The 24806-nt window shown below is 41.5% G+C and carries 27 protein-coding genes; 15 read left to right on the top strand and 12 right to left on the bottom strand.

All coding sequences use genetic code 11. The features are described 5' to 3' along the window. Positions 1-161 precede the first annotated feature (161 nt). Positions 162-908, top strand: a complete 747-nt coding sequence (locus CWC28_RS00215; RefSeq protein ID WP_138624564.1) for a hypothetical protein — start codon at positions 162-164, stop codon at positions 906-908. Between the two features lie 279 nt (positions 909-1187). Here CWC28_RS00215 and CWC28_RS00210 read toward each other — a convergent pair whose 3' ends face one another. From CWC28_RS00210 to CWC28_RS00200, 3 genes are read right to left on the bottom strand one after another with little or no spacing between them, the layout of a single operon-like run. Then, a complete protein-coding gene (locus tag CWC28_RS00210) occupies positions 1188-1787 on the bottom strand; it encodes a hypothetical protein (protein WP_063703441.1) in 600 nt (199 codons plus the stop codon). Beyond that, positions 1777-2328, bottom strand: coding sequence for an RNA polymerase sigma factor (locus CWC28_RS00205; protein ID WP_063703443.1), 552 nt, complete (start codon positions 2326-2328; stop codon positions 1777-1779). Before CWC28_RS00205 ends, CWC28_RS00210 begins: the two co-directional genes overlap by 11 nt. A gap of 6 nt (positions 2329-2334) precedes the next feature. Then, on the bottom strand, positions 2335-2982 hold the full coding sequence (locus tag CWC28_RS00200) for an energy transducer TonB (RefSeq protein WP_063703445.1): 648 nt from the start codon (positions 2980-2982) through the stop codon (positions 2335-2337). A 106-nt stretch (positions 2983-3088) separates the two neighbouring features. Here CWC28_RS00200 and CWC28_RS00195 point away from each other — a divergent pair, with 106 nt between their 5' ends. Then, entirely contained in the window at positions 3089-3595 is a 507-nt protein-coding gene (locus CWC28_RS00195; RefSeq protein ID WP_063703447.1) for a DUF3087 domain-containing protein, read from the top strand. A gap of 9 nt (positions 3596-3604) precedes the next feature. After that, positions 3605-4054 (top strand): low molecular weight protein-tyrosine-phosphatase, encoded by a 450-nt coding sequence (locus CWC28_RS00190; protein WP_063703449.1) that lies wholly within the window; start codon positions 3605-3607, stop codon positions 4052-4054. Positions 4055-4080: 26 nt separating this feature from the next. Here the strand turns inward: CWC28_RS00190 and CWC28_RS00185 are convergent, their stop codons facing one another. Beyond that, positions 4081-5154, bottom strand: coding sequence for a TonB family protein (locus CWC28_RS00185; RefSeq protein WP_063703451.1), 1074 nt, complete (start codon positions 5152-5154; stop codon positions 4081-4083). Between the two features lie 556 nt (positions 5155-5710). On the opposite strand from CWC28_RS00185, the gene CWC28_RS00180 reads away from it, so the two are divergent. The 6 genes from CWC28_RS00180 (at position 5711) to csrA (ending at position 11789) form a co-directional block, all read left to right on the top strand. Continuing rightward, positions 5711-6337: a GTP cyclohydrolase II gene (locus CWC28_RS00180; RefSeq protein WP_054551277.1), complete on the top strand. Its 627-nt coding sequence runs from the start codon at positions 5711-5713 to the stop codon at positions 6335-6337. A 78-nt stretch (positions 6338-6415) separates the two neighbouring features. Then, complete coding sequence (locus CWC28_RS00175; RefSeq protein WP_063703454.1) at positions 6416-7210, top strand: BPSS1780 family membrane protein; 795 nt, start codon at positions 6416-6418, stop codon at positions 7208-7210. After that, entirely contained in the window at positions 7210-7662 is a 453-nt protein-coding gene (locus CWC28_RS00170) for a regulatory protein RecX (protein WP_063703456.1), read from the top strand. Before CWC28_RS00175 ends, CWC28_RS00170 begins: the two co-directional genes overlap by 1 nt. A gap of 17 nt (positions 7663-7679) precedes the next feature. Further along, entirely contained in the window at positions 7680-10280 is a 2601-nt protein-coding gene (gene alaS / locus CWC28_RS00165) for an alanine--tRNA ligase (RefSeq protein ID WP_138624563.1), read from the top strand. A gap of 6 nt (positions 10281-10286) precedes the next feature. Next, positions 10287-11504, top strand: a complete 1218-nt coding sequence (locus CWC28_RS00160; RefSeq protein ID WP_054551281.1) for an aspartate kinase — start codon at positions 10287-10289, stop codon at positions 11502-11504. A 93-nt stretch (positions 11505-11597) separates the two neighbouring features. Further along, positions 11598-11789, top strand: a complete 192-nt coding sequence (gene csrA, locus CWC28_RS00155) for a carbon storage regulator CsrA (RefSeq protein ID WP_036970495.1) — start codon at positions 11598-11600, stop codon at positions 11787-11789. 27 nt (positions 11790-11816) lie between these two features. Here the strand turns inward: csrA and CWC28_RS00150 are convergent, their stop codons facing one another. Then, complete coding sequence (locus CWC28_RS00150) at positions 11817-12284, bottom strand: YcxB family protein (RefSeq protein WP_063703460.1); 468 nt, start codon at positions 12282-12284, stop codon at positions 11817-11819. Positions 12285-12408: 124 nt separating this feature from the next. On the opposite strand from CWC28_RS00150, the gene CWC28_RS00145 reads away from it, so the two are divergent. Next, positions 12409-13332 (top strand): hypothetical protein, encoded by a 924-nt coding sequence (locus tag CWC28_RS00145; RefSeq protein WP_063703462.1) that lies wholly within the window; start codon positions 12409-12411, stop codon positions 13330-13332. 504 nt (positions 13333-13836) lie between these two features. Here CWC28_RS00145 and CWC28_RS00140 read toward each other — a convergent pair. Together CWC28_RS00140 and CWC28_RS00135 are read right to left on the bottom strand one after the other, a co-directional pair. Next, positions 13837-14028 (bottom strand): hypothetical protein, encoded by a 192-nt coding sequence (locus tag CWC28_RS00140; RefSeq protein ID WP_063703464.1) that lies wholly within the window; start codon positions 14026-14028, stop codon positions 13837-13839. Between the two features lie 51 nt (positions 14029-14079). Further along, positions 14080-14253, bottom strand: a complete 174-nt coding sequence (locus CWC28_RS00135; RefSeq protein WP_064971747.1) for a DUF1328 domain-containing protein — start codon at positions 14251-14253, stop codon at positions 14080-14082. A 534-nt stretch (positions 14254-14787) separates the two neighbouring features. Between CWC28_RS00135 and CWC28_RS00130 the strand changes: the two genes are divergently transcribed. The 4 genes from CWC28_RS00130 (at position 14788) to CWC28_RS00115 (ending at position 18248) form a co-directional block, all read left to right on the top strand. Then, positions 14788-15036, top strand: coding sequence for an OadG family protein (locus CWC28_RS00130; protein ID WP_063703466.1), 249 nt, complete (start codon positions 14788-14790; stop codon positions 15034-15036). Positions 15037-15051: 15 nt separating this feature from the next. Further along, a complete protein-coding gene (oadA, locus tag CWC28_RS00125; protein WP_138624562.1) occupies positions 15052-16824 on the top strand; it encodes a sodium-extruding oxaloacetate decarboxylase subunit alpha in 1773 nt (590 codons plus the stop codon). Positions 16825-16834: 10 nt separating this feature from the next. After that, positions 16835-17965, top strand: a complete 1131-nt coding sequence (locus tag CWC28_RS00120; protein WP_138624561.1) for a sodium ion-translocating decarboxylase subunit beta — start codon at positions 16835-16837, stop codon at positions 17963-17965. A gap of 103 nt (positions 17966-18068) precedes the next feature. After that, positions 18069-18248, top strand: a complete 180-nt coding sequence (locus CWC28_RS00115) for a hypothetical protein (RefSeq protein ID WP_063703473.1) — start codon at positions 18069-18071, stop codon at positions 18246-18248. Positions 18249-18312: 64 nt separating this feature from the next. On the opposite strand, the gene CWC28_RS00110 is transcribed toward CWC28_RS00115, so the two are convergent. Further along, positions 18313-19629 carry a peptidoglycan DD-metalloendopeptidase family protein gene (locus CWC28_RS00110; RefSeq protein WP_063703475.1) on the bottom strand — a complete coding sequence of 439 codons (1317 nt, stop codon included), beginning with the start codon at positions 19627-19629 and terminating at the stop codon, positions 18313-18315. A 398-nt stretch (positions 19630-20027) separates the two neighbouring features. Here CWC28_RS00110 and tyrS point away from each other — a divergent pair, with 398 nt between their 5' ends. Beyond that, entirely contained in the window at positions 20028-21227 is a 1200-nt protein-coding gene (tyrS, locus tag CWC28_RS00105; RefSeq protein WP_063703477.1) for a tyrosine--tRNA ligase, read from the top strand. 57 nt (positions 21228-21284) lie between these two features. Here tyrS and CWC28_RS00100 read toward each other — a convergent pair whose 3' ends face one another. The 4 genes from CWC28_RS00100 to folE2 all read right to left on the bottom strand — a co-directional run bounded on the left by CWC28_RS00100 (position 21285) and on the right by folE2 (position 24641). After that, positions 21285-22235, bottom strand: coding sequence for a cobalamin biosynthesis protein CobD/CbiB (locus CWC28_RS00100; protein WP_138624560.1), 951 nt, complete (start codon positions 22233-22235; stop codon positions 21285-21287). A gap of 1 nt (position 22236) precedes the next feature. Next, positions 22237-22944, bottom strand: a complete 708-nt coding sequence (mtnN, locus tag CWC28_RS00095) for a 5'-methylthioadenosine/S-adenosylhomocysteine nucleosidase (protein WP_063703481.1) — start codon at positions 22942-22944, stop codon at positions 22237-22239. Between the two features lie 103 nt (positions 22945-23047). Beyond that, entirely contained in the window at positions 23048-23641 is a 594-nt protein-coding gene (locus tag CWC28_RS00090; protein WP_138624559.1) for a DUF2726 domain-containing protein, read from the bottom strand. Between the two features lie 79 nt (positions 23642-23720). After that, positions 23721-24641 (bottom strand): GTP cyclohydrolase FolE2, encoded by a 921-nt coding sequence (folE2, locus tag CWC28_RS00085; RefSeq protein ID WP_138624558.1) that lies wholly within the window; start codon positions 24639-24641, stop codon positions 23721-23723. Positions 24642-24806 lie beyond the last annotated feature (165 nt).

Raw genomic sequence — 24806 nt, 5'->3', positions numbered from 1 at the left:
TACTTTTATGGAGTCAGATCATGGAATCTCGTGGAAACCATCGCGCGAAATAAATTTCACGCCTACGGTACTCCTTTACTCTTTCCCCTTGTAGCTCGCTAACTTGTTTTAAATCTGCTAGCTTAGCAAGTTCTTATTCTTAAAAGGATTTAACCAGTCGTATGAAGTCAGAAAAGTTTTTTAAATGGGTGTGGAATGTTAACGGCCTAATTTTACTTATGGGCTTAATCATTGGAACAGCAGCAATAGGGTATAACTTTGTTGCTTACTTATTTAAGTCCGATAACCATGTTCAGCAACAAACACTAAACTTAGCTGAAGATGAAAAGCAGCAAGAAAAGTGGAAACTGGGTTACCCCCGTAAGGTCGAGGGGAGTGATTTTTACTTTATCCCGTTGGAATCAGAAAAACTGGATATCGAGGTGAAAGCTGACGTAACAGTTTACAATAATTTTAGCGGTGGTTATAAATACAGACCTACGCGCTCAAAGAACATCTTGTTTCTTAATGACAAAACCAATCACGCCAAGTGGCTATTTAAAACAACGGATCAGTTGATCATAGAGTTTGGTGCTTTAAGCCGTTACAAAGAGTTTGATACTCGTCCTTACAAGGAGCAAAAAGTCGATGCTCCTAAGGCAGTTTCGTATGAAGTTATCAAAAACGATACCAACAACGACAAACTGCTAGATGGCAAAGATAAGCGCACCTTCGCGCTAAGCAAGATTGATGGCTCAAACTACAGCGAAGTTATTTCAGGTTACAACCGAATTGTAGAGTCTAACCTCAACGCTGAAGGCAATTTATTCGTTGTATTTATCAACAACGATGAAGTTTATTCTATGCTGATAGACCTAGATACATTTGAAGTGATTAGTAAAAGTATGCTACCGAAGGTAGGGGAGTGAAATTAATATTAGATATCAGATGTCAGAAGAATGATCTGACATCTGATATCTAACTACGCGGGGTAAACCCGCTGCTACTTAAAAGCTTGTAACTTTACTCTTGTAACTCGCTAACTTGTTTTAAATCTGAAAGCTGATGGCTCGATGAACCATCGCGCGAAATAAATTTCACGCCTACGGTATTCCTTTACTTTTTCCCTTGTAACTCGCTAACTTTTTTAAATCTGACAGCTCTGAGTGTGTTGGGTTTCGCTACGCTCTACCCAACCTACGAGCTCGCTAACTCGTACAATTTTTCGCCTCATGGGTTAGCTGTTTGAGTGCGATGATTTGGCCTTGTTTGTTTTGGTCTAGGGCGAGTAGGTCACCTTGGTGAATATGAGTATCTAGGGTGCCGTGTTTTTGTAGCTCTTCAAGGAGTGATTGCTTTATTTGTACTATGACATTTTGCTCGCAGTCGGCGATATACCAGTCGTTATCAACACTGACGAGACGGCCGGTGAAGCTGGTACGGGCTTGGTGATTGGCTAATGCTTGTTGGTAGTTCGCATCTAGGTTTTGTTTTTGTTGTTTAAGATTACTCACATAGCTGCCTTTAGCGTCGAGTTCGTGTACTTCAAGCCATTGATAATCAGATAAATCTACTGCATAAACATCGGTTAACTCGCGGTTGTTGTATTGCAGCATGACAAAACCAAGAATCGCTAAAGCAGCAAAAACACCGGTCATTTGTAAGCCTAAAAAGCGCTGTGGCCTTGGCGTTGCTGACTGTGGTTTTTGCATGTCTGAAAGCTTGTCGCTGCTTAAGCTGTGCTCTGCCTTACGTTTTTGAAAATGTGCTTTTAAATCAGCATCGAATTGCTCGTCGTTACGCTTCATGATGGCCTCCTAGTTGTTGTTTCAGGTTTTGACGGGCATATCGCAGCCGAGTTTTAATGGTCTCTGGGTTACTTTGTGTGATTGCAACAATGTCTTCGAGACTAAAGCCTTCTTGTTGTAAGGTCAGCGCTTCACGTTGTACAAAGCTAAGCGCCATAAGTGCTTTATCAAAGGCTTCATAGTCGTAGTGATAACTTGCATCCTGAGATTCAGAAAATAGTTGGTTGTCTTCTAATTCAACGAACTTTTGCTGCTTACGAAATTCATCAATTAATAAATTACGAGCTAATCGAAAAAGCCACGCTTTTGGGTTGTTTTGATCATTGTAAAAGTCGCGTTTATCAATGACTTTTAACCAGGTTTGCTGGCATATATCAAGGGCAAGATCTTTATCACTTTGGGTAACTAGATAGTGATAAAGATCGTTCCCGTATTGAGCAACGAGTTGGTTAAGGTAACGGTTGTCGCCCGTTTTGGCATACTGCGCCAAACAATCTGTGTTTGGCTTGTCAAATAACCATGTCTTGATGCTCATTAGCATAGGCAGTTATCCATCTATTTTAAAATCAAGTTGAACGCTTTGGTTTGTTTGTAATTGTGCCACACCTTCAACAACTTTAGGGCGATATTTCCAACGTTTAATCGCGCGAATTGCTTCACGGTCAAATACCCGTTTAGGCTCAGCATCAATAATAACAGGGTCAATCACTTCGCCTGTCGGTGAAATACTAAAGCTAATTTGCACCCAGCCTTCAATGCCATCGCGAGCTGCTACCGGAGGGTATTTAGGGTTTATACGTACAATAGGTGTCGCATCTCCCGTTGGTTGATTAATGCTTTTGCTAAGCGTGTCGCCAATGTTATCGAATGTCATCGTTGGTGTTAAATCCGCAACTATAACAGTGTCGGTCGTATCAATGGTTGGGCGCGGTGGTACTTTTGGTGGCATTTTAGCAACTGGCGGTGGCGGCAGTGTTTGCTTTACTTGCACTTTTGAGTCTTCTGGTACTTCATAAATTTCAACCGTGATATCAGGGCCTGTTTTTACATCGGCTCTTTGCTCAGCAGAAATTAAGTACTGCATAAATGCAAATGCTGCAAAGGTCATGACACCGCCGCCAATAATTGCTGCGGTTGTCTTTAAAGCAGCATTGCTGTTATTCAAGCTTGCTGAGTTTAGTGGTAAAGTATGCATAGCCGTTCCTCTTAGGATAATTGCTTTCATAGCTAAAACGGCTGGCAAATAAAAAAGGGGTGAAATTTTTTTCACTTTTTATTTTTCACAAGTTTTTTAGGTTGTTATGAAACTTATTCAAATAGATAAAGCCCGTTACCGCAAACATTTAAATCAAGTGATTATTGCTTGTGTAATTGGTCTAGCCGTTGGTAGTTTAGCCATTTCACAAACGTTAATAGCGTTATTTCCTGACCCAAGCGGTAGCCATTTTCATTGGAACCTACTAGGTGTTGTTGTATGTAGTTTGCTGGTGGGCTTTGTGCTTAATAAATACCGCAATCATGATTACATGACTGAAATTGTCTATGTGTGGGAGCTTAAAAAAGCACTTAATAAAATCACCCGTAAAATGCCAAAGTTAAAAGCAGCAGGGCGTGAGGGCAATGCAGATGCTTTATTAGCAATTCATTACAGCTATGCGGGATCACGTTTGTTATGGCAACTTGATGACAACACTATTACCATGGATGAGTTGGCAATTAAGCAGGCAGAGCTTGATAGTGTTGCAGATAAATACAATCTCTCGCTTGATGCAGAACGTTATGATGAGTCAATCTTAAAGCAATTTTAAGGACGAATAATGAAAAAGGTTTTGATTGTATGCTTAGGCAATATCTGCCGCTCACCTACCGCTGAGGCGGTACTTCGTAGCCGTGCCAAGGCATTGGGTGTCAATGTTAAAGTTGATTCTGCTGGCACCATTGGCTATCACCAAGGTAATCCACCAGATTCACGTTCAAAAGCAGCAGCCGAAAAGCGCGGTTATAGCTTTAAAGGAATTTATTCACGACCTGTGACTCAAGCTGATTTTTATGAGTTTGACTTAATTCTCGCAGCCGACAAGCAAAATCTTGCTGATTTACAAGCCCAGTGCCCAGAGCACTTACAATATAAGTTGTCGCTGTTTTTAAGTCATGGTGATGCAGGGGAGAGCGAGATCCCCGATCCCTATTATGGTGGCGATCAAGGTTTCGAAAAGGTACTCGATTTAATTGAGGACGCAGCCGATAACCTGCTTAAAAAGCTATAAAAAGGGTCGCATTGCGACCCTGTTATTTATCTTTTTATTTTAAAGTCTAATTGCACCCGAGAAGTTGCAGCAATGGCTTGACCATTTTCAAACTTAGGCGCATAACGCCATTTTTTCATTGCTTTTACTGCTTCTCTTTCAAATGCAGTACCACCTTCAGAGTCAACCACAGTTATGTTGTCTACAAAGCCTGACGGGGTTACTTCAAATTCCATCACGACAATGCCGTCTTCCATACGTTGTGCTTTTGACATTGGATATTTTGGCGGCACACGGTACAACGGCTCTTGTTCTTGGCTTTCTTTCCAAGGCACCATTTTCGCAATTGCTAAACAATGTTTGGTTGCTTCGTCGCTTTTACCTGTTTTTTCGTATAAGTGAACCAACTTCGAATGGGCGTTTAATTCGGTTTGATGATCAAAGTCTAGCTCTTGATCAAATACGCTAACTACGTGATTCAACCGCTCAATAGCGGTGCTGTATTTACGTTGGTTTTCTGCGAATGCGGCAACTAAAAAGTCAGCGCTAATACGATCGACAGCGTTATTCGGTAAGTTTTCTTGGTAGTACTTATCGGCTTCTTCAAGATATTTCTTTGCTGTGTAATAGCGCTCGCCAGTTCCTTTGTAAGCAAGGATACGAGCAGCGGTCATTTTTGCATCAGCAACAAGCTTGTCTGAGTTTTGTTTTTCAGCAATAGCAATGACATCATCAAGATACGTATCAGCGCGCTTAGCAGAGGCAGTTGATTCTGCCATGCCGATTAATGAATCATACACTTGCACACTTAGCTTGCCGTGGTTTTTTTCGAGTATTTCGTAGGCTGTGCGATATAACTCAAAGCTTTGTTCTTGTTCACTTTTAGCAAGGCTGTTTGCATAGTTAATAGCCAGGTTGGCAGTGTTGTCAGCGTTTTCACCATAAATCTCTTTGCCAAGCTCAAACGCTTTTTTGGCAAATTCACTGCTGTCTTGCTTATTTTCTACAGCGGCGACATAAGCGCGGTAGGTGTCGTTAAATTCTTGGGTGGTCGTTTCATTGGCAATGCTTTGCTGACTTAATAGTAGTGTAATGCATAAGGCAAGTGAGCTCTTTTTCATAATATTCCTTATTATTTTGCCCAGAGAAGAGGAGATTAATACTTGTTGATGATAATTATTATCATCATTAGGTGCAAGGTATCAAATTGCATGCGATGAGTCACTGTTAAACTTTAAGGTACGTAGTGTGATTCATTGTACTTTTGATTGGCAGAACTGGGTTGGCTTTGTAGCAGGGCGCTGCAAATTAGCACGAAGGCTTTTTTCATAATATTCCCTATTATTATTGTTGTTTTTATTAACGGTTTGAAAAAGGTTTACTGCTTTATTTAGATTAAACTAATCTATTTTATCGAATCGATTAAATGCTCATTTGTAGCAATTTGTTGCAATTCAATAAGCTAGGTACAAAGTGAGGGCGTTTATCGTGTTTGCTGAGCGCAGTTTATGCGTGGCGCAAAGCTCGTATCTTGGGGTGGTTTGAGTGTATAATACTTGAATTGCTGGTAACTGCCTCAATATTAGTTATCACTCGTCGTATGTTGCATCCTTACAACCTTCAAGCTGTTGTAATCACATTTGCAGTATCGCATTTATTTTTAAATTTGGATTTGTCGTGGCGCAAGTAAGAGCAAGAGTCCAGCTAAATGTTGGCAAAAACAGTGATATCCCTGCAGAAATCGTATCTTTCAGTGGCTTAAATGATGGCCAAGAGCATGTTGCTTTAGTGTTTAATCAAGCTGACACTGAGCAAGACGTACCTTTAATTCGAATGCATTCAGAGTGTTTAACGGGTGATGTATTTCACTCATCACGTTGTGATTGTGGTGAACAGTTAAATGAGTGTATCGAGATGATGCACCAACAAGGCGGTATTTTACTGTATTTACGCCAAGAGGGCCGTGGCATTGGTTTATACAATAAAATTGATGCTTACGTATTGCAGTCGCAAGGCATGAATACCTACGAAGCAAATAACCACTTGGGCTTTGCTGATGATTTACGTGACTTTTCAGACGCGGTATTAATGTTAGAAGCACTCAATCAAAAGCATGTTAAGTTAATGACTAACAACCCAAATAAGCTTAAAGCACTGCGTGATGCGGGTATTGAAGTTGATTCAGTGGTTGGCACTCATGCACACATTAAAGCGGGTGTGGTAGGTAACCGAGCTTACCTCGAAACAAAAATCAAACATGGCTCGCACATGCTTGATATTAAAAAAATTAAAAAGCCTGAATAAATTTCACAACAGGTGACTATAAACCAGCGACGCACCCAGTTATACTCGGTGCGTTTTGTCGTTATTGAATGAGAAACTATGTCGATCGAAGTTCGTGTTTTTAAAGCCAATGCAGGCGTAAAGTGGTTCAAAGCTGGCTGGGAAATCTTTAAGCTGCAACCCTTCACTTTTATTTTAATGCATCTGTTAATTGGTATTATTGGCTTTTTGTCTTTATTGCTACCTGTATTACAAGTGGTGGGTGCATTTGTTGCTCCTTTTTTGATGGCTGGTTTTTATCAAGCCGTATTAACAAAACAGCAAGGCGGAACTATCAGCCAAGCTGATATTTTTAAGCCATTTAGTAACAAAGGAAATCGTATTGGTTTAGTACGTGTGGCTGTGTACCAGATGGCGGCAGGTATTTTATTAGCCTTACTTTCTAATTTTATTTTTGCTGATGCCTATGCGGTTATTTCGAGCCAAACATTTGATCCGCAAAATCAAACCCATATTGCCGATTTATTAGCAACCATCTCAATGGGCCAAGTGGCAGTATTTTTATTGGCAATCAGCATTTATTTAACCGCGTTTGCTTATGCAATTCCGCTGGTTTATTTTCAAAAGCAGAGCAACATGTTGCAGGTTTTAAAAACGTCGTTCATGGTGTTTTATCATAATATGGCGCCATTGAGTGTTTATGGCTTAATTTGCGCGATTTTAATGGTGATCTGTATTCCTTTATCGTTTATTCCTCTATTGGTTTTAATGCCAATTTGTTACATTAGCTTCTTTGTGTCTTTTCAGGCTATTTTTATGCCGGTTGTGCCAAAAGGTGATGACCAAACAAAAGCACCTGAAGCGCAGTCACAATCAGGACGCTTTGACGCGTAATGGATGATAAAGAACAAAAGTTAAAGAATTACGTACTTTGGTTATTGTCTCGACAAGATTATTCGCGTCGAGATTTAACGCGAAAGTTACAGCAAAAAGAGGCGACACCTGAGTTTACAGAGCGCTTGTTAGATTGGTGTGAATCACACAACTTTATTAACGAACAGCGTTACTGCGAAGGGTTTGTACGCCGCCATTTAGCTAAGTATCATGGTGCGAAACGCATTCAAAGCGAAGCAATGGCAAAAGGGATAGACCGAGCATTATTAGATAAGACGCTCGAAGAGTTCGAAATCGATTGGTTTGAACTCGCAAAGGACGCATATTTAAAGAAGTTTTCAAATTCAGGTAAAGAACTCGACCAGAAAGAAAAAGCGAAACGTGTACGCTACTTGATGTATCGAGGCTTTAATTACGAACAAATTGATTTTGCAATGCAAGCACAGCAATAAACGGGTGAGATTTTCACATGCAGCATATGACTACCGCACAGATCAGGCAACAGTTCTTAGACTTTTTTGCCTCTAAACAACACCAAATTGTTCCTTCAAGCTCGCTGATCCCGGGTAACGATGCCACGTTATTATTCAATAACGCCGGTATGGTGCAATTTAAAGATGTATTTTTAGGTGCGGAAAGCCGCCCTTACTCGCGTGCAACCAGTTCACAACGTTGTGTACGTGCAGGCGGTAAACATAACGACCTTGAAAACGTAGGTTACACAGCGCGTCACCATACATTCTTCGAAATGTTAGGTAACTTCAGCTTTGGTGATTACTTCAAGCAAGACGCAATTAAATTTGCGTGGGAATTTTTAACTGAAGTAGTGAAACTACCGCAAGAAAAGCTACTGGTAACCATTTACCATGATGACGAAGATGCCTTCAACATTTGGCATAAAGAAGTGGGTCTAAGTGAAGACCGCATTATTCGCATTGCAACTAGCGATAACTTCTGGTCAATGGGTGATACAGGTCCGTGTGGTCCATGTTCTGAAATCTTTTACGATCACGGTGAGCACATTTGGGGTGGTCCTCCAGGTTCACCAGAAGAAGACGGTGATCGTTTCATCGAGATCTGGAACTTAGTATTCATGCAGTTTAACCGCCATGCTGACGGTACAATGGAGCCGCTTCCTAAGCAGTCTGTTGATACAGGTATGGGTCTTGAGCGTATCTCTGCAATTTTACAAGGCGTTCACTCAAACTACGAAATCGATTTATTCCAAGCACTTATTGCTGCTGCGGCTAAAGTAACGAATGCACAAGATTTAGATGATAAATCGTTACGCGTTGTGGCTGACCACATTCGTTCGTGTGCGTTCTTAGTGTCTGACGGCGTCATGCCATCAAACGAAGGCCGTGGTTATGTACTACGTCGTATTATTCGTCGTGCAGTTCGTCACGGTAACAAGCTAGGCGCGAAAGGTGCATTCTTCTATAAGCTAGTTGCTGCGCTAATTGAGCAAATGGGTCAAGCGTACCCAGAGCTTGCTAAGCAACAAGAAATTATCGAAAAAGTACTGCGTATTGAAGAAGAGCAGTTTGGTAAAACACTTGAGCGTGGTCTGGCTATTTTAGAAGAAAGCCTAACTGACATCGAAGGCGATGTGATCCCAGGTGACTTAGTATTTAAACTTTACGACACTTACGGTTTCCCAGCTGACTTAACGGCAGACGTGGCGCGTGAGCGTTTCATGACGATTGATGAGCATGGCTTTCAAGAGTGTATGGCTGTTCAGCGTAAGCAAGCACAGCAAGCGGGTAAGTTTGGTGCAGATTACAACCAACAACTTAAGTCTGAAAAACACACAGACTTTAAAGGTTACGATGCAGAGCATTACACAGGTACTGTTGTTGAGCTTTTCTCAGAAGGTCAATCGGTTTCTGTACTTGAAGATGGTCAAGAAGGTATCGCAATCTTAGACCGCACACCGTTCTATGCTGAATCTGGTGGTCAAGTTGGTGACACAGGTGTGTTAAAAGTCGCTGGTGGTGAGTTTGTAGTGACTAACACTACTAAGCTTGGTAATGCATTTGCACACCATGGTCGTGTTCAAGGTCGCATTGGTACAAACGACAAAGCAGAGGCAACAATTGATGCAGCACGTCGCGATAGCATCAAGAAAAACCACACTGCAACGCATATCTTGCATGAAACATTACGCCAAATTTTAGGTGAGCACGTAAGTCAAAAAGGCTCACTAGTTGACCCTGAACGTTTACGTTTTGACTTCTCACACTTTGAAGCGGTAACAAAAGACGAATTACGTCAAATCGAGCGCGCGGTAAACGATGAAATCCGTCGTAACTTTGCGCTTGAAACTGAGCTAATGGCTATCGAAGATGCAAAAGCAAAAGGTGCGATGGCATTATTCGGTGAAAAATACGACGACGAAGTGCGCGTAGTAACCATTGGTGATTACTCAATCGAGCTATGTGGTGGTACTCACGTTAAGCGTGCTGGTGATATCGGTTTATTTAAAATCGTATCAGAAAGCGGTATCGCTGCCGGTATCCGCCGTATTGAAGCGGTAACGGGTGCTGAAGCAGTTGCTTATGTAAGTGAGCAAGAGCAACAGTTAAATGATGTTGCAGCGCTAGTTAAAGGTGATAGCAGCACAGTGCTTGAAAAAGTAACTGCGTTACTTGAGAAATCAAAAGGCCTTGAGAAGCAAATTGCACAGCTTAACGACAAGCTAGCAAGTGCGGCAGGTGCATCGTTACTTGACTCTGTTGTTGAAGTGAACGGTATTAAACTGCTGGTTGCTGATGTTGCAGGTACTGAGTCTAAAGCACTACGTGGCATGGTTGATGACCTGAAAACGAAGATTGGTTCAGGTGTTATTGCCCTTGGTGTAGCTAATGGCGATAAAGTAAGCCTAATTGCAGGTGTAACTAAAGACCTAACAGGTAAAGTGAAAGCCGGTGAGCTTGTAAATCACATGGCTGCACAAGTAGGCGGTAAGGGCGGTGGTCGTCCTGATATGGCGCAAGCAGGTGGTACTCAGCCAGAGAACCTTGCAGCAGCCTTAGAAAGTGTAACTGGTTGGTTAACTGAGCATTCTTAATCACTAGTGGCACTTATCGTCCAAAAATTCGGTGGCACCTCAGTTGGCTCAATAGAGCGAATTGAGGCCGTCGCCGACCTTGTTGTAAAAACCAAGCAGCAAGGCCATCAAGTTGTGGTGGTGCTCTCGGCGATGTCGGGAGAGACTAACCGTCTAATTGAACTCGCTAAACAAATCGATTCTCGACCTAGTGCTCGTGAGCTTGATGTGTTGCTAACCACCGGTGAGCAAGTGTCAGTCTCTTTACTCGCAATGGCTATTATTAAACGTGGTCACTCAGCGGTAAGCTTACTTGCTGATCAGGTCAACATTCGCACCGATAATATGTTTGGCAAAGCACGTATTGAAGAGATTGCTGCGACTCGCCTTAAGCATGAACTTGAGCATAACCGGATTGCTATTATAGCGGGCTTTCAGGGCCGCGATATTGAAGGCAATATCACTACGCTTGGTCGCGGTGGTACAGATACTTCTGCGGTTGAGATTGCAGGTGCTATCAATGCGGATGAATGTCAGATTTACACCGATGTTGATGGGGTATACACGACCGACCCGCGTATTGAACCAAATGCGCGACGTATGAGCCATGTCACTTTCGAAGAAATGCTCGAAATGGCCAGTCTTGGGGCTAAGGTTCTGCATATTCGTAGTGTTGAAGCCGCAGGAAAATATAATATACCGCTCAGAGTGTTATCGAGTTTTAACCCGGATCAAGGGACCTTGATCAGTTTTGAGGAGCCGGATGTGCAAGCAAACATTGTGTCGGGTATCGCCTTTAATCGTGACGAAAGTTTGATTTACGTCAATGGCGTGCACCAAGGAACGGAAAACCTTGCAAAAATTTTGAAACTTTTTGCAGAATTCGGCATCGAAATAGATATGATTAATCAAGTTAATCATAACTTTGAAAAAATAGACTATGCTTTTACTGTGCACACGAATGATTTTGAGCAAGCGCTTGAAATTTTGACCAGTAACCAAGATGGTATCAGCGCAGAATCTATTAAAGGGATAAGCAATGTTGCCAAGGTGTCTGCAGTAGGTGTAGGGATGAAATCTCACTCTGGTGTGGCAAGTTTATTTTTTAATGCCCTTGCCGATGAAAACATCAAAGTGATGCTTGTATCGACATCAGAAATAAAGATATCAGTTTTAATTGACGAAAAGTATTTAGAACTGGCTGTACGTGCGCTACACAAAGTTTTTTTAACTGAAAATGAATAAGATCTAGAGTTTTTACTTACTTTTAAGTCTAGATTTCATTAGAATGTTTTTGACGCGGAATCTTTTAATTTTTTGGAACATGGGAGCAATAGAATGCTAATACTAACTCGTAGAGTAGGTGAAACCCTTATGATCGGTGACGAAGTAACAGTTACTGTTCTTGGTGTTAAAGGAAATCAAGTTCGCATTGGTGTAAATGCACCGAAAGATGTATCAGTACATCGTGAAGAAATCTACATGCGAATCCAAGCAGAGAAATCTAACCCAAATCCGGGCAACGTTTAATCAGCGACAGATATTTTTAAGAGCCACTCACTGAGTGGCTCTTTTATTTAGTTCAGCTGTAATTTCATCATTTAGCGCTTGTTTAGAAATATATTGCATACCGCGCTGCGCTTTTAAAATAAAACCTCGCTCAGTTTCAATAATCTCACTAATCTGTTGCCAGCTTAATTGGTAACTTTTATGCGGGTTTTCGGCCTTCACCCCTTCATCATCAAACACGATAGTCACTTCGCTACCTGATGCTCGACTCATCATTTGTCTTGCGACCCACCATGGCCGCTTGTAATAAAACGATAAGCACTCAACGACAGCAAGCATAATCATAAAGCTGCCCAGATAATGATTCTCTAATTGATAAAAAGCTAATAAGCCTAAGGTTATTAACAATACCAACAGCGGGTATTTAGGCTTAGCTTGTGATGAATAAGGTAGAGACTCATCAAAGCATTCGTAATAATACGGTTTATCTAATGTGTAAGTTGTACTTAATGTCATTCGGGGACTCACTTAATCGACTGGCAGCAGTTTAACATTGATAGAAAAAAACTGCCGCAGTTGGTTTTCATTTAGTTGTCATTATGAGAGCTTAAGGTATCTGTATTTTTTAGGTGTAAGTTGTATGTTTGTTAGTTCAATGTCATTAGCACTAGCAATGACCACAAATACTTTTTTAGTTATGGGCGATATGCCATACACCCCGATTGATGAAATTAATCTCGCCAAAGATGGAAAAATTACTAAAGCAATCGCAGCAACACCCCATGGCTTTTTAATGCACCTTGGTGATATGAAATCGGGAGCACTTGCTTGCACCAATAAGCTTTTGCAAACCAATAAAGCGTTATTAACATCGCTGACTACAGAGCCTTTTATTTACACCCCAGGTGATAATGAATGGACCGATTGCGATCGAGAAAAGCTATCGGTGCGTTTTGATGAGCTTGAACGGCTAAGCTTTGTTAAAGGCTTGATGTTCGACGATGCTTATACAAAAAATGCACAGCAACTACAGGGTTATGCCACACAGGCTGAAATGCTAGAAAATGCTCGTTGGCAGTTTGATGACATTGAATTTCGTACTTTGCATATACCGGGCACTTTTAACGGCCGCTCGCAAATTTTAAAAAGTGACAAAAACGCAGCACTTGATGCCGCTGACAAACGTGATAAGTACAACTTAACTTGGTTAAAGCAAGCACTTGTTCATCAGGATGCTAAGGCCTATGTGTTTGGCTTTCAAGCTGACATTTACCATCCAACCAGTAAACCCGCTTGCAGCGAATCACAGCGCAGCGATTGTGATGCCTTTAAAGTGTACCGTGATGCTATCAGCGACTTCGCAAAGCACACCACAAAGCCTGTGCTCGTGATGCATGGCGATACCGGCCCATATTGTCAGCAGCAGCTAGCGAGTAACTTAACGCGCTTAAATGTCCCCGGTGATTTTGCCGTTAGCGATGTAGCTAAGGTGAGTTTTAATGACGGCCAGTGGCATATAGCGAGTGTAACGACAAACGAGCCCCTCACTAAGGTTTGTGAGTAATAACGTAGGTTAGAGCGGAGCGAAACCCAACAAGTTAGCGAGTTTCTAGGGAAATGAGCCATCAGCTTTCAGCCGTCAGCTATCAGATTAAAAAAGAGCCGGTAGGTTGGTTAGAGCGGAGCGAAACCCAACAAGTTAACGAGTTTCTAGGGAGAGGAGCTATTAGCTTTCAGCCGTCAGATAAAACAAATAAGTTAGCGAGTTTCAAGGGGAAAGAGTAAAGGTAGCGAGCTTGAGGTAGCAGCGGTTTAACCACGCGTAGGCGTGAAATTTATTTCGCGCGATGTTTCTTAAATCTACGTGACGTAGGGTAGAGCGGAGCGAAACCCAACAAGTTAGCGAGTTTCTAGGGGAAAGGGTAAAGTTAGCAAGCTACTTGACACAAGCAGCTTGCAGCCTAAAGTCGCTAACTCGCTAACTCGCTAACTCGCTAACTCGCTAACTCGCTAACTCGCATACACAAAAAAGCGGCACTTTGCCGCTTTTCTTAATTAAGGTGTGTTATTAGCAGTTAGTTTCTTTTGCGTTAACACCTTCTTTTACTTCTTCACATGCATCTTCAACTGCATTTTGTGTATCAGTAATTGCTTCGTCAATACGTTCGCCAGCTTCTTCAGCGGTGTTGTCTTCACAACCCATAATAAATAAACCTGAAAATAGGGCGATAGTTGCGGCTTTTAAAGTTGAATTTTTCATAATGAAATTCCTTGTAAATTTAAAATAAAGTAAGTGGTTATCTGCTTTTAACTACTTAGGGACACTGCCTCTAAGTGCTCCTGATACCAGCGAAATAACAAGTAATACTAAAAATATAAAAAAGATAATCTTAGCGATGCCTGCAGCGGCTCCTGCGATACCGCCAAAACCTAACACTGCTGCGATTAACGCGATAACTAAAAAAGTAATTGTCCAGCGTAACATAGTGGTCTCCTTGGCTATTTAAATTTTCTTAAGTTCGATGTAACTAAAGCGAGTTCTGTGCCAGAAGGTTTATTTCTTAAATTTCAGTTGCTTATGTGTTTTTGTTGTAATTGGCAGGGTTCATCATTTGGTAACTTTTACGAGTAAGCATGTAACTTATTCATAGTGATATTTTTTCATATTGAGCTGCATGAGAAAAATGAAAGAAAGCACTAAAAATGGTAAGACCAATTTAACTTTGTTTTGTGTGGTTAGCTCTAACGCCTTGTTGTGTGTGGTTTTTAGTCATTTTGTTGCTATTAATTAATAGTTCAGCATATAACGCTTGGCTATATTGACTATTTATATCATCTATAACGGGGCTTTAAATGCGTGAATAGTGGGGTGTTAATTATATGTGTGTCATGTTATTTTAAATTTAATTGGTTTTACCAATTTACAATAGTGCTATGCAAATTGATTTTCTTTGTTATCATTGGTGCATAATTATTTAACAAAAATGACTTTTTATTATAAGTAAGCGAGGGGAGTCGTATGGATATAGGTGGATTACTCACCACTGCGGCCAGTTTGATGGTGACAGGCATGGTTGGCGTGTTTGTTTTTCTGAGCATTTTGATTTCTGCGGTGATCTTAATGTCGAAAGTCGTGGGTCGATTCGACGATCCTGCAACTGCAGAACCTACGCGAACAGCAAAAATTCAACCTCAACAGGGTGTGCCACAGGCACATATTGCAGCTATCAGCGCTGCAATTGCTCAATTTCGAAATAAACAAAAATAACGGGGCAGCTCAAACATGGCTAAATTAAAACTAACCGAATTAGTATTGCGTGACGCACACCAGTCTCTTTTGGCAACGCGTATGCGCTTAGACGACATGTTACCCATGGCAGAAAAACTCGATAATGCGGGTTATTGGTCTATTGAATCATGGGGTGGTGCAACGTTTGACTCGTGTATCCGTTATTTAGGTGAAGATCCTTGGCAACGTATTCGCGAGCTAAAAGCTGCAATGCCAAACACTAAGCAGCAAATGTTACTGCGCGGGCAAAACCTTTTAGGCTACCGCCATTATGCTGATGATGTAGTCGAAAAGTTTGTTGAGCGAGCTCATAAAAACGGTGTTGATGTATTCCGTATTTTCGATGCGATGAACGATGTACGTAACCTTGAAACCGCGATTAAAGCAGCGGTAAAAGTAGGTGCACACGCTCAAGGTACAATTTCATACACAGTAAGCCCAGTGCATACACTTGATATGTGGCTGAAACTTGCTAAGCAACTAGAAGATCTTGGTTGCCATTCAATTTGTATCAAAGATATGGCGGGTTTACTTAAGCCATACGATTGTGAGCAGTTGATCAAAGGCTTAAAAGAAACCGTGTCTATTCCTATTGCGATGCAATGCCATGCGACCACAGGTTTAAGCACTGCAACATACCAAAAAGCAATCGATGCGGGTATCGATATGCTTGATACAGCTATTTCGTCAATGAGTATGACTTATGGTCATAGCGCCACAGAAACCATAGTTTCAATTGTTGAAGGCACAGAGCGAGATACTGGTCTTGATTTAAACCAATTGGAAGAAATTGCTGCTTATTTCCGTGATGTTCGTAAAAAGTATGCCGCTTTTGAAGGTAGCCTTAAAGGCGTTGATGGTCGTATCTTATTAGCCCAAGTACCGGGCGGCATGTTAACTAACATGGAAAACCAGCTTAAAGAGCAAGGTGCAGCTGATAAGCTTGACCAAGTGTTACTTGAGATCCCACGTGTTCGTGAAGATTTAGGTTATATCCCACTTGTTACACCGACCTCACAGATTGTCGGTACTCAAGCAGTACTAAATGTACTAACTGGCGAGCGTTACAAAACCATCACAAAAGAAACAGCGGGTGTGCTGAAAGGTGAATATGGTGCAACACCAGCGCCTATGAATAAAGAGTTGCAAGAGCGAGTACTTGAGGGCGCTGAAGCAATTACGTGCCGCCCTGCTGATAAGCTAGAGCCTGAGCTTGAGAAGCTAGAAGCAGAGTTATTAAGCGAAGCTATAGAGCAAGGCTTAGAGCTTGCTGATGATGTGATTGATGATGTACTTACTTATGCATTGTTCCCACAAATTGGCCTTAAATTTATTAAAAACCGCAACAACCCAGATGCATTTGAAGCAATTCCAACGGGTGAAGTTGCTAAACCTGAAGCAACTCCTGCTGCTTCAAGCCCTGTAAAAGCAGAGCAGTACAGCGTTAAAGTTGATGGTAAAGTTTACGATGTCGTCGTAGCGCAAGGTGGTGAGCTTAAAGAAGTAACCCTAAAAGACAGTGAGTTAATTCCTCAGTCGGCGTCAGCGTCAGCGGGCGAAACACTCAATGCACCGTTGGCAGGTAATATTTTCAAAGTGAAAGTGAAACCAGGTCAAACCGTTAACGAAGGTGATGTGGTTATCATTATGGAAGCGATGAAAATGGAAACTGAAATTCGCGCCGCACACTCAGGTACAGTTGCAGAAGTATTAGTGGCAGAGGGCGACTCTGTTGCCACTGGCGATGCGCTAATCGCGCTGGCATAGGAGACAGAGGATGGATGGTGTTTTAAACCTCTGGCATGCCACGGGTATTGCTAACTTTACTTTTCCGGCATTGATCATGATTGCGGTTGGTTGCTTGCTGCTCTATTTAGCAATCGCCCGTAACTTTGAGCCACTGTTGTTATTACCGATTGGTTTTGGAGCTATTTTAACTAATATTCCAGTAGCTGGGTTATCTGAGCCGGGCGGCCTTTTGTATTACGTGTACCATATTGGGATCGACTCTGGGGTATTCCCACTTTTGATCTTTATGGGAGTAGGGGCGCTGACTGACTTTAGTGCCTTAATCGCTAATCCGCGTATGTTGCTGTTAGGTGCGGCTGCGCAATTTGGTATTTTCGCAACTTTATTTGGTGCAATACTGCTTAACTATATTCCTGGCTTTGAATTTACACTACAAGACGCATCGGCAATTGCCATTATTGGTGGGGCAGATGGTCCAACAGCTATTTTCTTAGCATCTAAGCTAGCACCTGATTTACTGGGGGCGATTGCTGTAGCAGCTTATTCTTATATGGCGCTAGTGCCAATTATTCAGCCGCCAATTATGCGTGCACTAACAACGCAAGAAGAGCGCGAAATTCAAATGCCGCAACTTCGTACCGTATCGAAAAAAGAGAAAATTGTTTTTCCGTTAATGGTGCTTAGTTTAACCATCTTGTTTTTACCTGCAGCAACACCGCTGGTCGGTATGTTCTGCTTAGGTAACTTGATGCGTGAATCGGGCGTGGTTGATCGTTTAAGCAATAGTGCACAAAACGAAATCATCAACATTACCACTATTTTCTTAGGCTTAGCGGTAGGCTCAAAGCTTGCGGCAGATAAGTTCTTAACCGTAGAAACGATTGGTATTTTGGTATTAGGTGCTCTGGCCTTTGCAATTGGAACAGCATCAGGGGTGTTTATGGCGAAGGGCCTAAATAAATTCTCTAAATCGCCAATCAACCCATTAGTAGGTGCAGCGGGTGTATCAGCGGTACCAATGGCCGCACGGGTGGTTAATAAGGTAGGCCTTGAGAGCAACCCGCATAACTTCTTGTTGATGCATGCCATGGGACCAAATGTAGCAGGGGTATTAGGAAGTGCCGTTGCAGCAGGTATTCTGTTAGCAATTGTTGGCTAAGTCGTTTTACTTCCAACCGACTGGCGCAGTAATTTTACTGCGCTTTTTTTTGCCTTCAATTTAGGTATAGTGAACCTTAATATTTTACAAGAAAGGAAGCCTAGTGAATGTATTTGTGATTTTGCTGTGTTTGTTTGTGGCGTTAGTGATTTTGGTGCCACTGCTTGAAAAGTACAGCGCTAGAACGGGGCTTGATAAAGCAACTAAATACGCCAAGTATGTTTGGCCCTTGGTGATGATTTCGTTAGTTATACAGCTTATCTATGTACTGCTTTGGAAGTAGTAAAATTAAAGATATTAAAAAAGCCGCTGCAGTTTCCTGGAGCGGCTTTTTTGATATTAGAAGCTTACTTATTTAACGCTAATTGCAATTCGCGGTTGCGTTGTAATTGCGCTAAGAAGTTATCAGCAATCGGTTTAAACTTAGCTAATTCATCGCGCGGAAGTGGCTCTGATTTAGGAAGTTTGACCGTTTTCGGGTTACGGTGTACACCGTTTACTAAGAATTCATAGTGTAAGTGTGGGCCAGTTACGCGACCTGTCGCACCAACAGTACCAATCTTCTGACCTTGTTTTACTTTCTGGCCAGTTTTAACCATTTTCTTATCTAAGTGTAAGTACTTAGTCACATACTGAGTGCCATGGCTAATAAATACATAGTTACCATTGTATTTGCTGTAACCTGCTTTAATTACTTTACCGTTACCCGATGACACAACAGGCGTACCTGTACGCGCTGCGTAATCGATACCGTTGTGAGGTTTTACTGTTTTAGTAACTGGGTGCAAACGGCGAGGGTTAAAGCTCGAACTAATATACTTAAAGTTAACTGGCGCACGTAAGAAAGCTTTTTTCATGCTGCGGCCTTCAGGCGTATAGAAATTACCATCGGTATGACGAATAGCAGTGTAACGCTCACCCTGGTTAATAAACTCTGCGGCAATAATTTTACCATCGCCAATGTATTCACCATCAACATAGTGAGCTTCGTAAATAAGACCAAATTGGTCACCTTTACGAATGTCATTAGCAAAGTCGACATCCCAACCAAAGATGTCAGCAAAATTCATAATTTGACGCTCGCTTAAACCTGCGGCAATACCCGAAGTCCAAAAGCTATTTGTGATCTCACCACCGGCAGATTTGCTCAGTGTTTCAATCTCTTTGCTATCGATAGAGGTGTCGTAGTTACCTTCGTCATTTAAGGTAACGTATAAGGTATCTGTTTTTGAAATCACATAACGAAGCTGCGCTAAAGAGCCATCTTCAGCGGTTGCAAAGCTTAAAATTTCGCCTGGGTGAATTTTTGTTAACTTACGTGTTTCAGCGTTGGTATTAACTAGTTTGTGTAATGTTTGCGCTGAGAAACCCGCACGTTTAAAGATAAGTGCTAAATTATCGCCATTACGTACTTCATGGTCGATAAGCTCGTATTCTGGAAGTTTTGCTGCTGCTTGCTCCGAATTCAGCTCAGTTAGTTTTTCGTTATCATCAACTTTAACTTGCAATTCGTAGCGTTTGCCAATTTCAAGTGCGTTTGCACTGTTATCCTTTGATGCGGTGGCTTTTTCAGAAGGCAATAATGCCAAGCCGACAATAGCAGAAACCAAACCGAGAATGAGCAGTTTGTGTTTTTTGGGAAGTTTGTGCACTACGTGAACCATATCGTGCCTTTTCTGCTGTCAAGAAATTTAAATACTAATATCGCAGGATATACCTAAAATAGAGCAAATACCAGTGTTTTGTAGATTTAAACTGGCGTAAATTTACGCTAGAATTGGCCTGCGCGTTAAACTTTTTTGGTTAAAATTGCAACAGATGCATTGGCTTAAACTAAATCAACATTAGTTAACTAAAGTACCTTCATTAAATTGCAATAACGCGGTATAAAGAACAATCATGCGCGCTGCCTTCAGGGCTGTTTCTTAAACTATTTAAGTTAGGCTTTTTTCTAGTGTCGCTTTTTGGTGCTAACTAGCTAAATTTTAAAGTTTTTAGCTCTATATTTATAACCCTGACAGGCCACCACGCCCCGGTAGCTGAATTTTTGGAGTAATACACAGTGGATTTACAAACCGCTCTAGCTGAGATAAAACGCGGTGCAGAAGAGATATTAATTGAAGACGAATTAGTCGAAAAGCTAAAGTCTGGTAAGAAACTTAAGATCAAAGCGGGTTTCGATCCAACTGCGCCTGATCTGCATTTAGGCCACACAGTTCTTATCAACAAAATGAAGACCTTCCAAGACCTAGGTCATGAAGTGATTTTCTTAATCGGTGATTTCACCGGTATGATTGGTGATCCAACGGGTAAAAACGTTACACGTAAGCCATTAACTCGTGAAGATGTATTAGCTAACGCTGAAACATATAAAGAGCAAGTATTTAAAATTCTTGATCCTGCAAAAACGACTGTTGCATTCAACTCTACGTGGATGGAGAACTTAGGTGCTGCAGGTATGATTAAACTGGCTGCGCGTCAAACAGTAGCACGTATGCTAGAACGTGATGACTTTAAAAAGCGTTATGCCGGCGGTCAATCAATTGCGATCCACGAATTTTTATATCCACTGGTACAAGGTTGGGACTCAGTTGCATTAGAAGCTGATGTTGAGCTTGGCGGTACAGACCAACGCTTTAACCTATTAATGGGTCGTGAATTACAAAAAGACGAAGGCCAAAAGCCACAAACAGTACTCATGATGCCACTGCTTGAAGGTACTGACGGCGTTCAAAAAATGTCTAAGTCATTAGGTAACTACATTGGTATTACTGATGAGCCAAACGACATGTTTGGTAAAGTTATGTCTATCAGCGATGAGCTAATGTGGCGTTACTACGATTTATTAAGTGCATTATCAATCGAAGAGATTGCTGCACTTAAACAACGTGTTGCTGATGGTGCAAACCCGCGCGACATTAAAATTGAATTAGCAAAAGAACTGATTGCACGTTTCCACAGTGAAGACGCTGCTGAAGGTGCTCATCAAGATTTCATCAAGCGTTTCCAAAAAAATGCATTGCCAGATGAGATCCCAGAAGTAACAGTAACTATTGCTGAAGACACTGTGTTCATCACTAATTTACTAAAAGAAGCTAACCTTGTAGCAAGTACATCAGAAGCTATGCGTATGATTAAACAAGGCGCTGTAAAGATTAATGGTGAAGAAAAAGTAACGGATACTAAGCTTGAAGTTGCTAAAGGCACAACACAGATTTACCAAGTTGGTAAACGTAAGTTTGCTAAAATCACCTTAGCTTAATTAAGTAAGTTAATTAGTATAAAAAACCAGCTGCGGCTGGTTTTTTTGTGCTTTTTCTCAGCTAATAAACAGCGTAGCGACTTCAATGGCGATGATAAGCAGTAACCAAAATGCTTTCGCTTGATTTAAACGATTCACTAAAGCGGGAATATCATCGGCATTGGGTAGGCGGTCGGTACCGACGCGCATTTTATTAAAGCGCTCACCTTGGTATAGGGCTGGGCCGCCTAACTGCACTTGCAAGGCAGCCGATGTAACACTTAACAGCCACCCTGTATTGGTTTGATAAAAGTGTCTGCCATAGTGCTTAATATAATGAATGCTCTGCTTGCTGGCATTGGTTGCCGCAATAGTTAATGCAACTAACCGAATGGGTACCCACTCCAATACAAACAGTAACTTTGCAATGGTCGTTAAAAACGGGTTATTTGGCTTACGATTCTTACGCCATGCTTGATGCATTAATGTGAGTAAGCGATATACCAAAGCAAGGATAGCGCCGCCAAGCAGATAAAAGAATATAACGGCAAAATAATGCCGCGCACTTTGTAGCACCAGCGATTCCATAGTTGCTTTACAAATGCCTGGGGCAGATAAACGCGATACATCACGGGCAACAAGGCTCGCTACTAGCTCTCTGGCGGTGGCTTTTTGATTGAGCTTAAGTAACCTTGCAATACGTAACGATTTCTTCTCTTGAGCGCGGCTACTGAGTAACAAATATAAAATTAAGCCATTTAATAACTCGGGGTAAAAGGCAAACTCTAAAAACAGTACAACCAAGGTGACTATAACTAAAACAGTGAAGCTAAAAGCCAGTGTTGAGGCTAAATATTGATAACTTTTGGGGTTCGCGGGGCTGTATAAACGCTCGCCGAGGGCAGAGAAAATAACGCTTAAAAAGGTATTCGGATGATACCAACTTACCAAAGGAAAAAAGCGCTCAGCAAAGAGCGCTACAAAAAATACAATAATGTCCAAATGGTTTTGAACAATATTTGCAATCACCTTATAAACTCACCGACGTCAGTTTCTCTAAAAGAGCAACAACCATTTTAGATGAGTTGATAGATGCAGTTTCGATATACTCTTCAAATGATTGCGGCGACTCTTTGCCAGCAATGTCAGACATTGAACGAATAACAACAAATGGTGTTTCTAGCACGTGACAAGCCTGTGCAATTGCTGCGCCTTCCATTTCTACTGCAAGCATAGTTGGGAATTCAGCGCGTGTTTTTTCAATTCGTACTGGGTCACACATGAATGAATCACCTGTACAAATAAGGCCAATCATGGTTTTAACATCACTGATTTGGCTAACACTTTGCTCTGCTGCTTCAATCAGTTTAGGGTGTGCAGCAAAGCCAGCTGGCATTTGTGGTACTTGGCCGATTTCGTAACCGAATGCAGTAACGTCTACGTCATGGTGGCGTACTTCTGAAGAAATAACGACATCGCCCACATTTAATGATGGCTCAAAACCACCTGCAGAACCTGTGTTGATCACACAATCAGGGCTGAAGTTATCGATTAGCAGTGTAGTTGCAACAGCAGAGGCTACTTTACCAATACCAGATTGAACTAAAGTAACTTTGTTACCTGCTAATTCACCCGTGTAAAATGTAAAACCAGCTTTAGTCATGATGCTTGGGTTTGCCATCGCTTCGCGTAAGATTTTTACTTCTGGCTCCATCGCGCCAATAATACCAACGTGCATAATATTTGATTCCTTAGGTTGAATAGGGTGATTATACCTAAAAATGTCTAAAACAAACAAAAAAGCAGACCTTAAAGTCTGCTTTTGCCAAATTTATGACGGGCTATATTTCAGCAAGCGCCGTTGAGTGTGCTTTTGCTTGAGATGGTGATAATACCGCTGGTTTTGTTACGCGGTTACGCGAAGGTCTAATTGGTGCTGCTGCAGGTTTACCAAGTTTAAACATGATTGCATCACGCACTTCTCTTGGTTGATAGCCAGATTTCACTTTCATACGAATATGCGGAATACCAGCAGCTTCTAATGCACCACTGACAAACCAATCACGCTGAGCCTTGTGACCGTCGCGGTTGGTGTTATTTACTAAATCAACAGCAGCAACAATGGTTAGTTTGTCTTTGTCGATGAGTACATAGTCGAGCTGTTTATTTTTGGCTTTTGCCATTGCTGCGCGCTTAGCTTTAACAGATAAGCCTTGCTTACAGTCAATTAAATCAATGAGTTTAACGCGGCTAACAATTTTATATTGATCGCCAACAGCACGTTCAAGAAGATGTAAAAATGCACTCTCCACTTGCGTAAAAACACTTTGCTTACGAGTGAAAGGGTAAGGGTTTCCGCCTTCATCGGTAAACTTTGACGCAACAACAGAGGCTACTACGACTAAAACTAAAATTGATAATAAAGCGAATTCCATACGGTAACTCCACAACAACAAATTGACACTGAAAATAAATAGCAATTAGCGTGCCTAAGTGTGGAGTTACCCGAAATTTTTAAGCTGTGTATCCGCCTGCGATACCTTTAACAGCGATTGCCACGGCATCATGGGCATGAAGTGATTCGTAGTGGTTTATTTGCAGCCAGTAATCTGCGTAGTTTTGCTCTTCAAGTAAGCCTTTAATTTTACGCGCAGCATCTTCACAGAACATGAGGTTTTGACCATTTAAGCGGGCAAACTCTTGCTCATCTTCACGTTTAACTGCCGCTTGAACAGGCGTCTTTAGCTCAGCTTCTAAAGCATCAATTAAGCCAACCACATCAAAACTGTCAATTTGGCTGTCTAGTTTTACTTTCACGTTTGCAATTGAACGCTGTGAATGTGGTGTAGCAACAATCCCATCCGTTGTGCCTAGCCATTCTAGAACAGTTTGCTTATCAACATTTTTCTCTGCAAATTTTTCACTGAATGCATTTTGAATTAACTGACGAGCTAGGGCCGCTGAGCATGGGCATGTTGATGAGTAGGTTACATCAACCATCAGTTCAAAGCTTAAAACGCCTTGATTGATTTTAGCGATAAGATGAATAGGGTAGTTTTTCCAGCCTACTTTGCCGCTTAATAATGATTTACGACGTAATGGCAGCTCAAATTTAAATTCAATTTGCGCTTGGTCACTTAAATCATCATGGCTACTAATAAAGGCATCAAGTGCTTGCGCAAGTGTTTGCGGATTCACTTGCTGCTCGGTTGATAAAGTATCCAGCGCTAAAAACAAACGCGACATATGAATGCCTTTCGCGTCTTCTTTATGTAAGTTCACAAAAGCGCGTGCTTTGGCAATCACATTTACAGGGGCAATATTGCGAGATTCAAAAATGAAAGGAAGTTCAATTTCGCCCATGCCAACCCAGTCTAATTTACCTGTTCGTAAGGCGGGAGCCGTATCAGCAATATCTGGCATTGTGGTTTGCATGGTAATACTCATTCTTTGCAATTATTAAAGCGCGGTATTTTACATGAAAAAATATAAAAAAGCGGCGTTGATGAAAAAATTCTATGTTTATCGCACAATATGAATATTTCTAAAGGAATAGTGATAAAATTAGCTATGCTGTTTTTTTTCGATTATGTGCCTAAG

This window comes from Pseudoalteromonas sp. S4492, from assembly GCF_005886115.1.
Lineage (GTDB): Bacteria > Pseudomonadota > Gammaproteobacteria > Enterobacterales > Alteromonadaceae > Pseudoalteromonas > Pseudoalteromonas gelatinilytica.
The sequence above is the reverse complement of the archived record's forward strand: the minus strand, read 5'-3'. Positions and strand labels throughout refer to the sequence as shown.

What these genes read in the sequence shown, in the direction of transcription:
- CWC28_RS00120 (WP_138624561.1), top strand. Translation starts at nt 16,835, where the DNA reads ATGGATGGTGTTTTAAACCTCTGGCATGCCACGGGTATTGCTAACTTT.
- CWC28_RS00140 (WP_063703464.1), bottom strand. Translation starts at nt 14,028, where the DNA reads ATGAAAAATTCAACTTTAAAAGCCGCAACTATCGCCCTATTTTCAGGT.
- mtnN (WP_063703481.1), bottom strand. Translation starts at nt 22,944, where the DNA reads ATGCACGTTGGTATTATTGGCGCGATGGAGCCAGAAGTAAAAATCTTA.
- csrA (WP_036970495.1), top strand. Translation starts at nt 11,598, where the DNA reads ATGCTAATACTAACTCGTAGAGTAGGTGAAACCCTTATGATCGGTGAC.
- CWC28_RS00110 (WP_063703475.1), bottom strand. Translation starts at nt 19,629, where the DNA reads ATGGTTCACGTAGTGCACAAACTTCCCAAAAAACACAAACTGCTCATT.
- folE2 (WP_138624558.1), bottom strand. Translation starts at nt 24,641, where the DNA reads ATGCAAACCACAATGCCAGATATTGCTGATACGGCTCCCGCCTTACGA.
- CWC28_RS00130 (WP_063703466.1), top strand. Translation starts at nt 14,788, where the DNA reads ATGGATATAGGTGGATTACTCACCACTGCGGCCAGTTTGATGGTGACA.
- CWC28_RS00170 (WP_063703456.1), top strand. Translation starts at nt 7,210, where the DNA reads ATGGATGATAAAGAACAAAAGTTAAAGAATTACGTACTTTGGTTATTG.
- alaS (WP_138624563.1), top strand. Translation starts at nt 7,680, where the DNA reads ATGCAGCATATGACTACCGCACAGATCAGGCAACAGTTCTTAGACTTT.
- CWC28_RS00185 (WP_063703451.1), bottom strand. Translation starts at nt 5,154, where the DNA reads ATGAAAAAGAGCTCACTTGCCTTATGCATTACACTACTATTAAGTCAG.
- CWC28_RS00135 (WP_064971747.1), bottom strand. Translation starts at nt 14,253, where the DNA reads ATGTTACGCTGGACAATTACTTTTTTAGTTATCGCGTTAATCGCAGCA.
- CWC28_RS00150 (WP_063703460.1), bottom strand. Translation starts at nt 12,284, where the DNA reads ATGACATTAAGTACAACTTACACATTAGATAAACCGTATTATTACGAA.
- CWC28_RS00090 (WP_138624559.1), bottom strand. Translation starts at nt 23,641, where the DNA reads ATGGAATTCGCTTTATTATCAATTTTAGTTTTAGTCGTAGTAGCCTCT.
- CWC28_RS00175 (WP_063703454.1), top strand. Translation starts at nt 6,416, where the DNA reads ATGTCGATCGAAGTTCGTGTTTTTAAAGCCAATGCAGGCGTAAAGTGG.
- CWC28_RS00215 (WP_138624564.1), top strand. Translation starts at nt 162, where the DNA reads ATGAAGTCAGAAAAGTTTTTTAAATGGGTGTGGAATGTTAACGGCCTA.
- CWC28_RS00200 (WP_063703445.1), bottom strand. Translation starts at nt 2,982, where the DNA reads ATGCATACTTTACCACTAAACTCAGCAAGCTTGAATAACAGCAATGCT.
- CWC28_RS00210 (WP_063703441.1), bottom strand. Translation starts at nt 1,787, where the DNA reads ATGAAGCGTAACGACGAGCAATTCGATGCTGATTTAAAAGCACATTTT.
- CWC28_RS00145 (WP_063703462.1), top strand. Translation starts at nt 12,409, where the DNA reads ATGTTTGTTAGTTCAATGTCATTAGCACTAGCAATGACCACAAATACT.
- oadA (WP_138624562.1), top strand. Translation starts at nt 15,052, where the DNA reads ATGGCTAAATTAAAACTAACCGAATTAGTATTGCGTGACGCACACCAG.
- CWC28_RS00190 (WP_063703449.1), top strand. Translation starts at nt 3,605, where the DNA reads ATGAAAAAGGTTTTGATTGTATGCTTAGGCAATATCTGCCGCTCACCT.
- CWC28_RS00205 (WP_063703443.1), bottom strand. Translation starts at nt 2,328, where the DNA reads ATGCTAATGAGCATCAAGACATGGTTATTTGACAAGCCAAACACAGAT.
- CWC28_RS00195 (WP_063703447.1), top strand. Translation starts at nt 3,089, where the DNA reads ATGAAACTTATTCAAATAGATAAAGCCCGTTACCGCAAACATTTAAAT.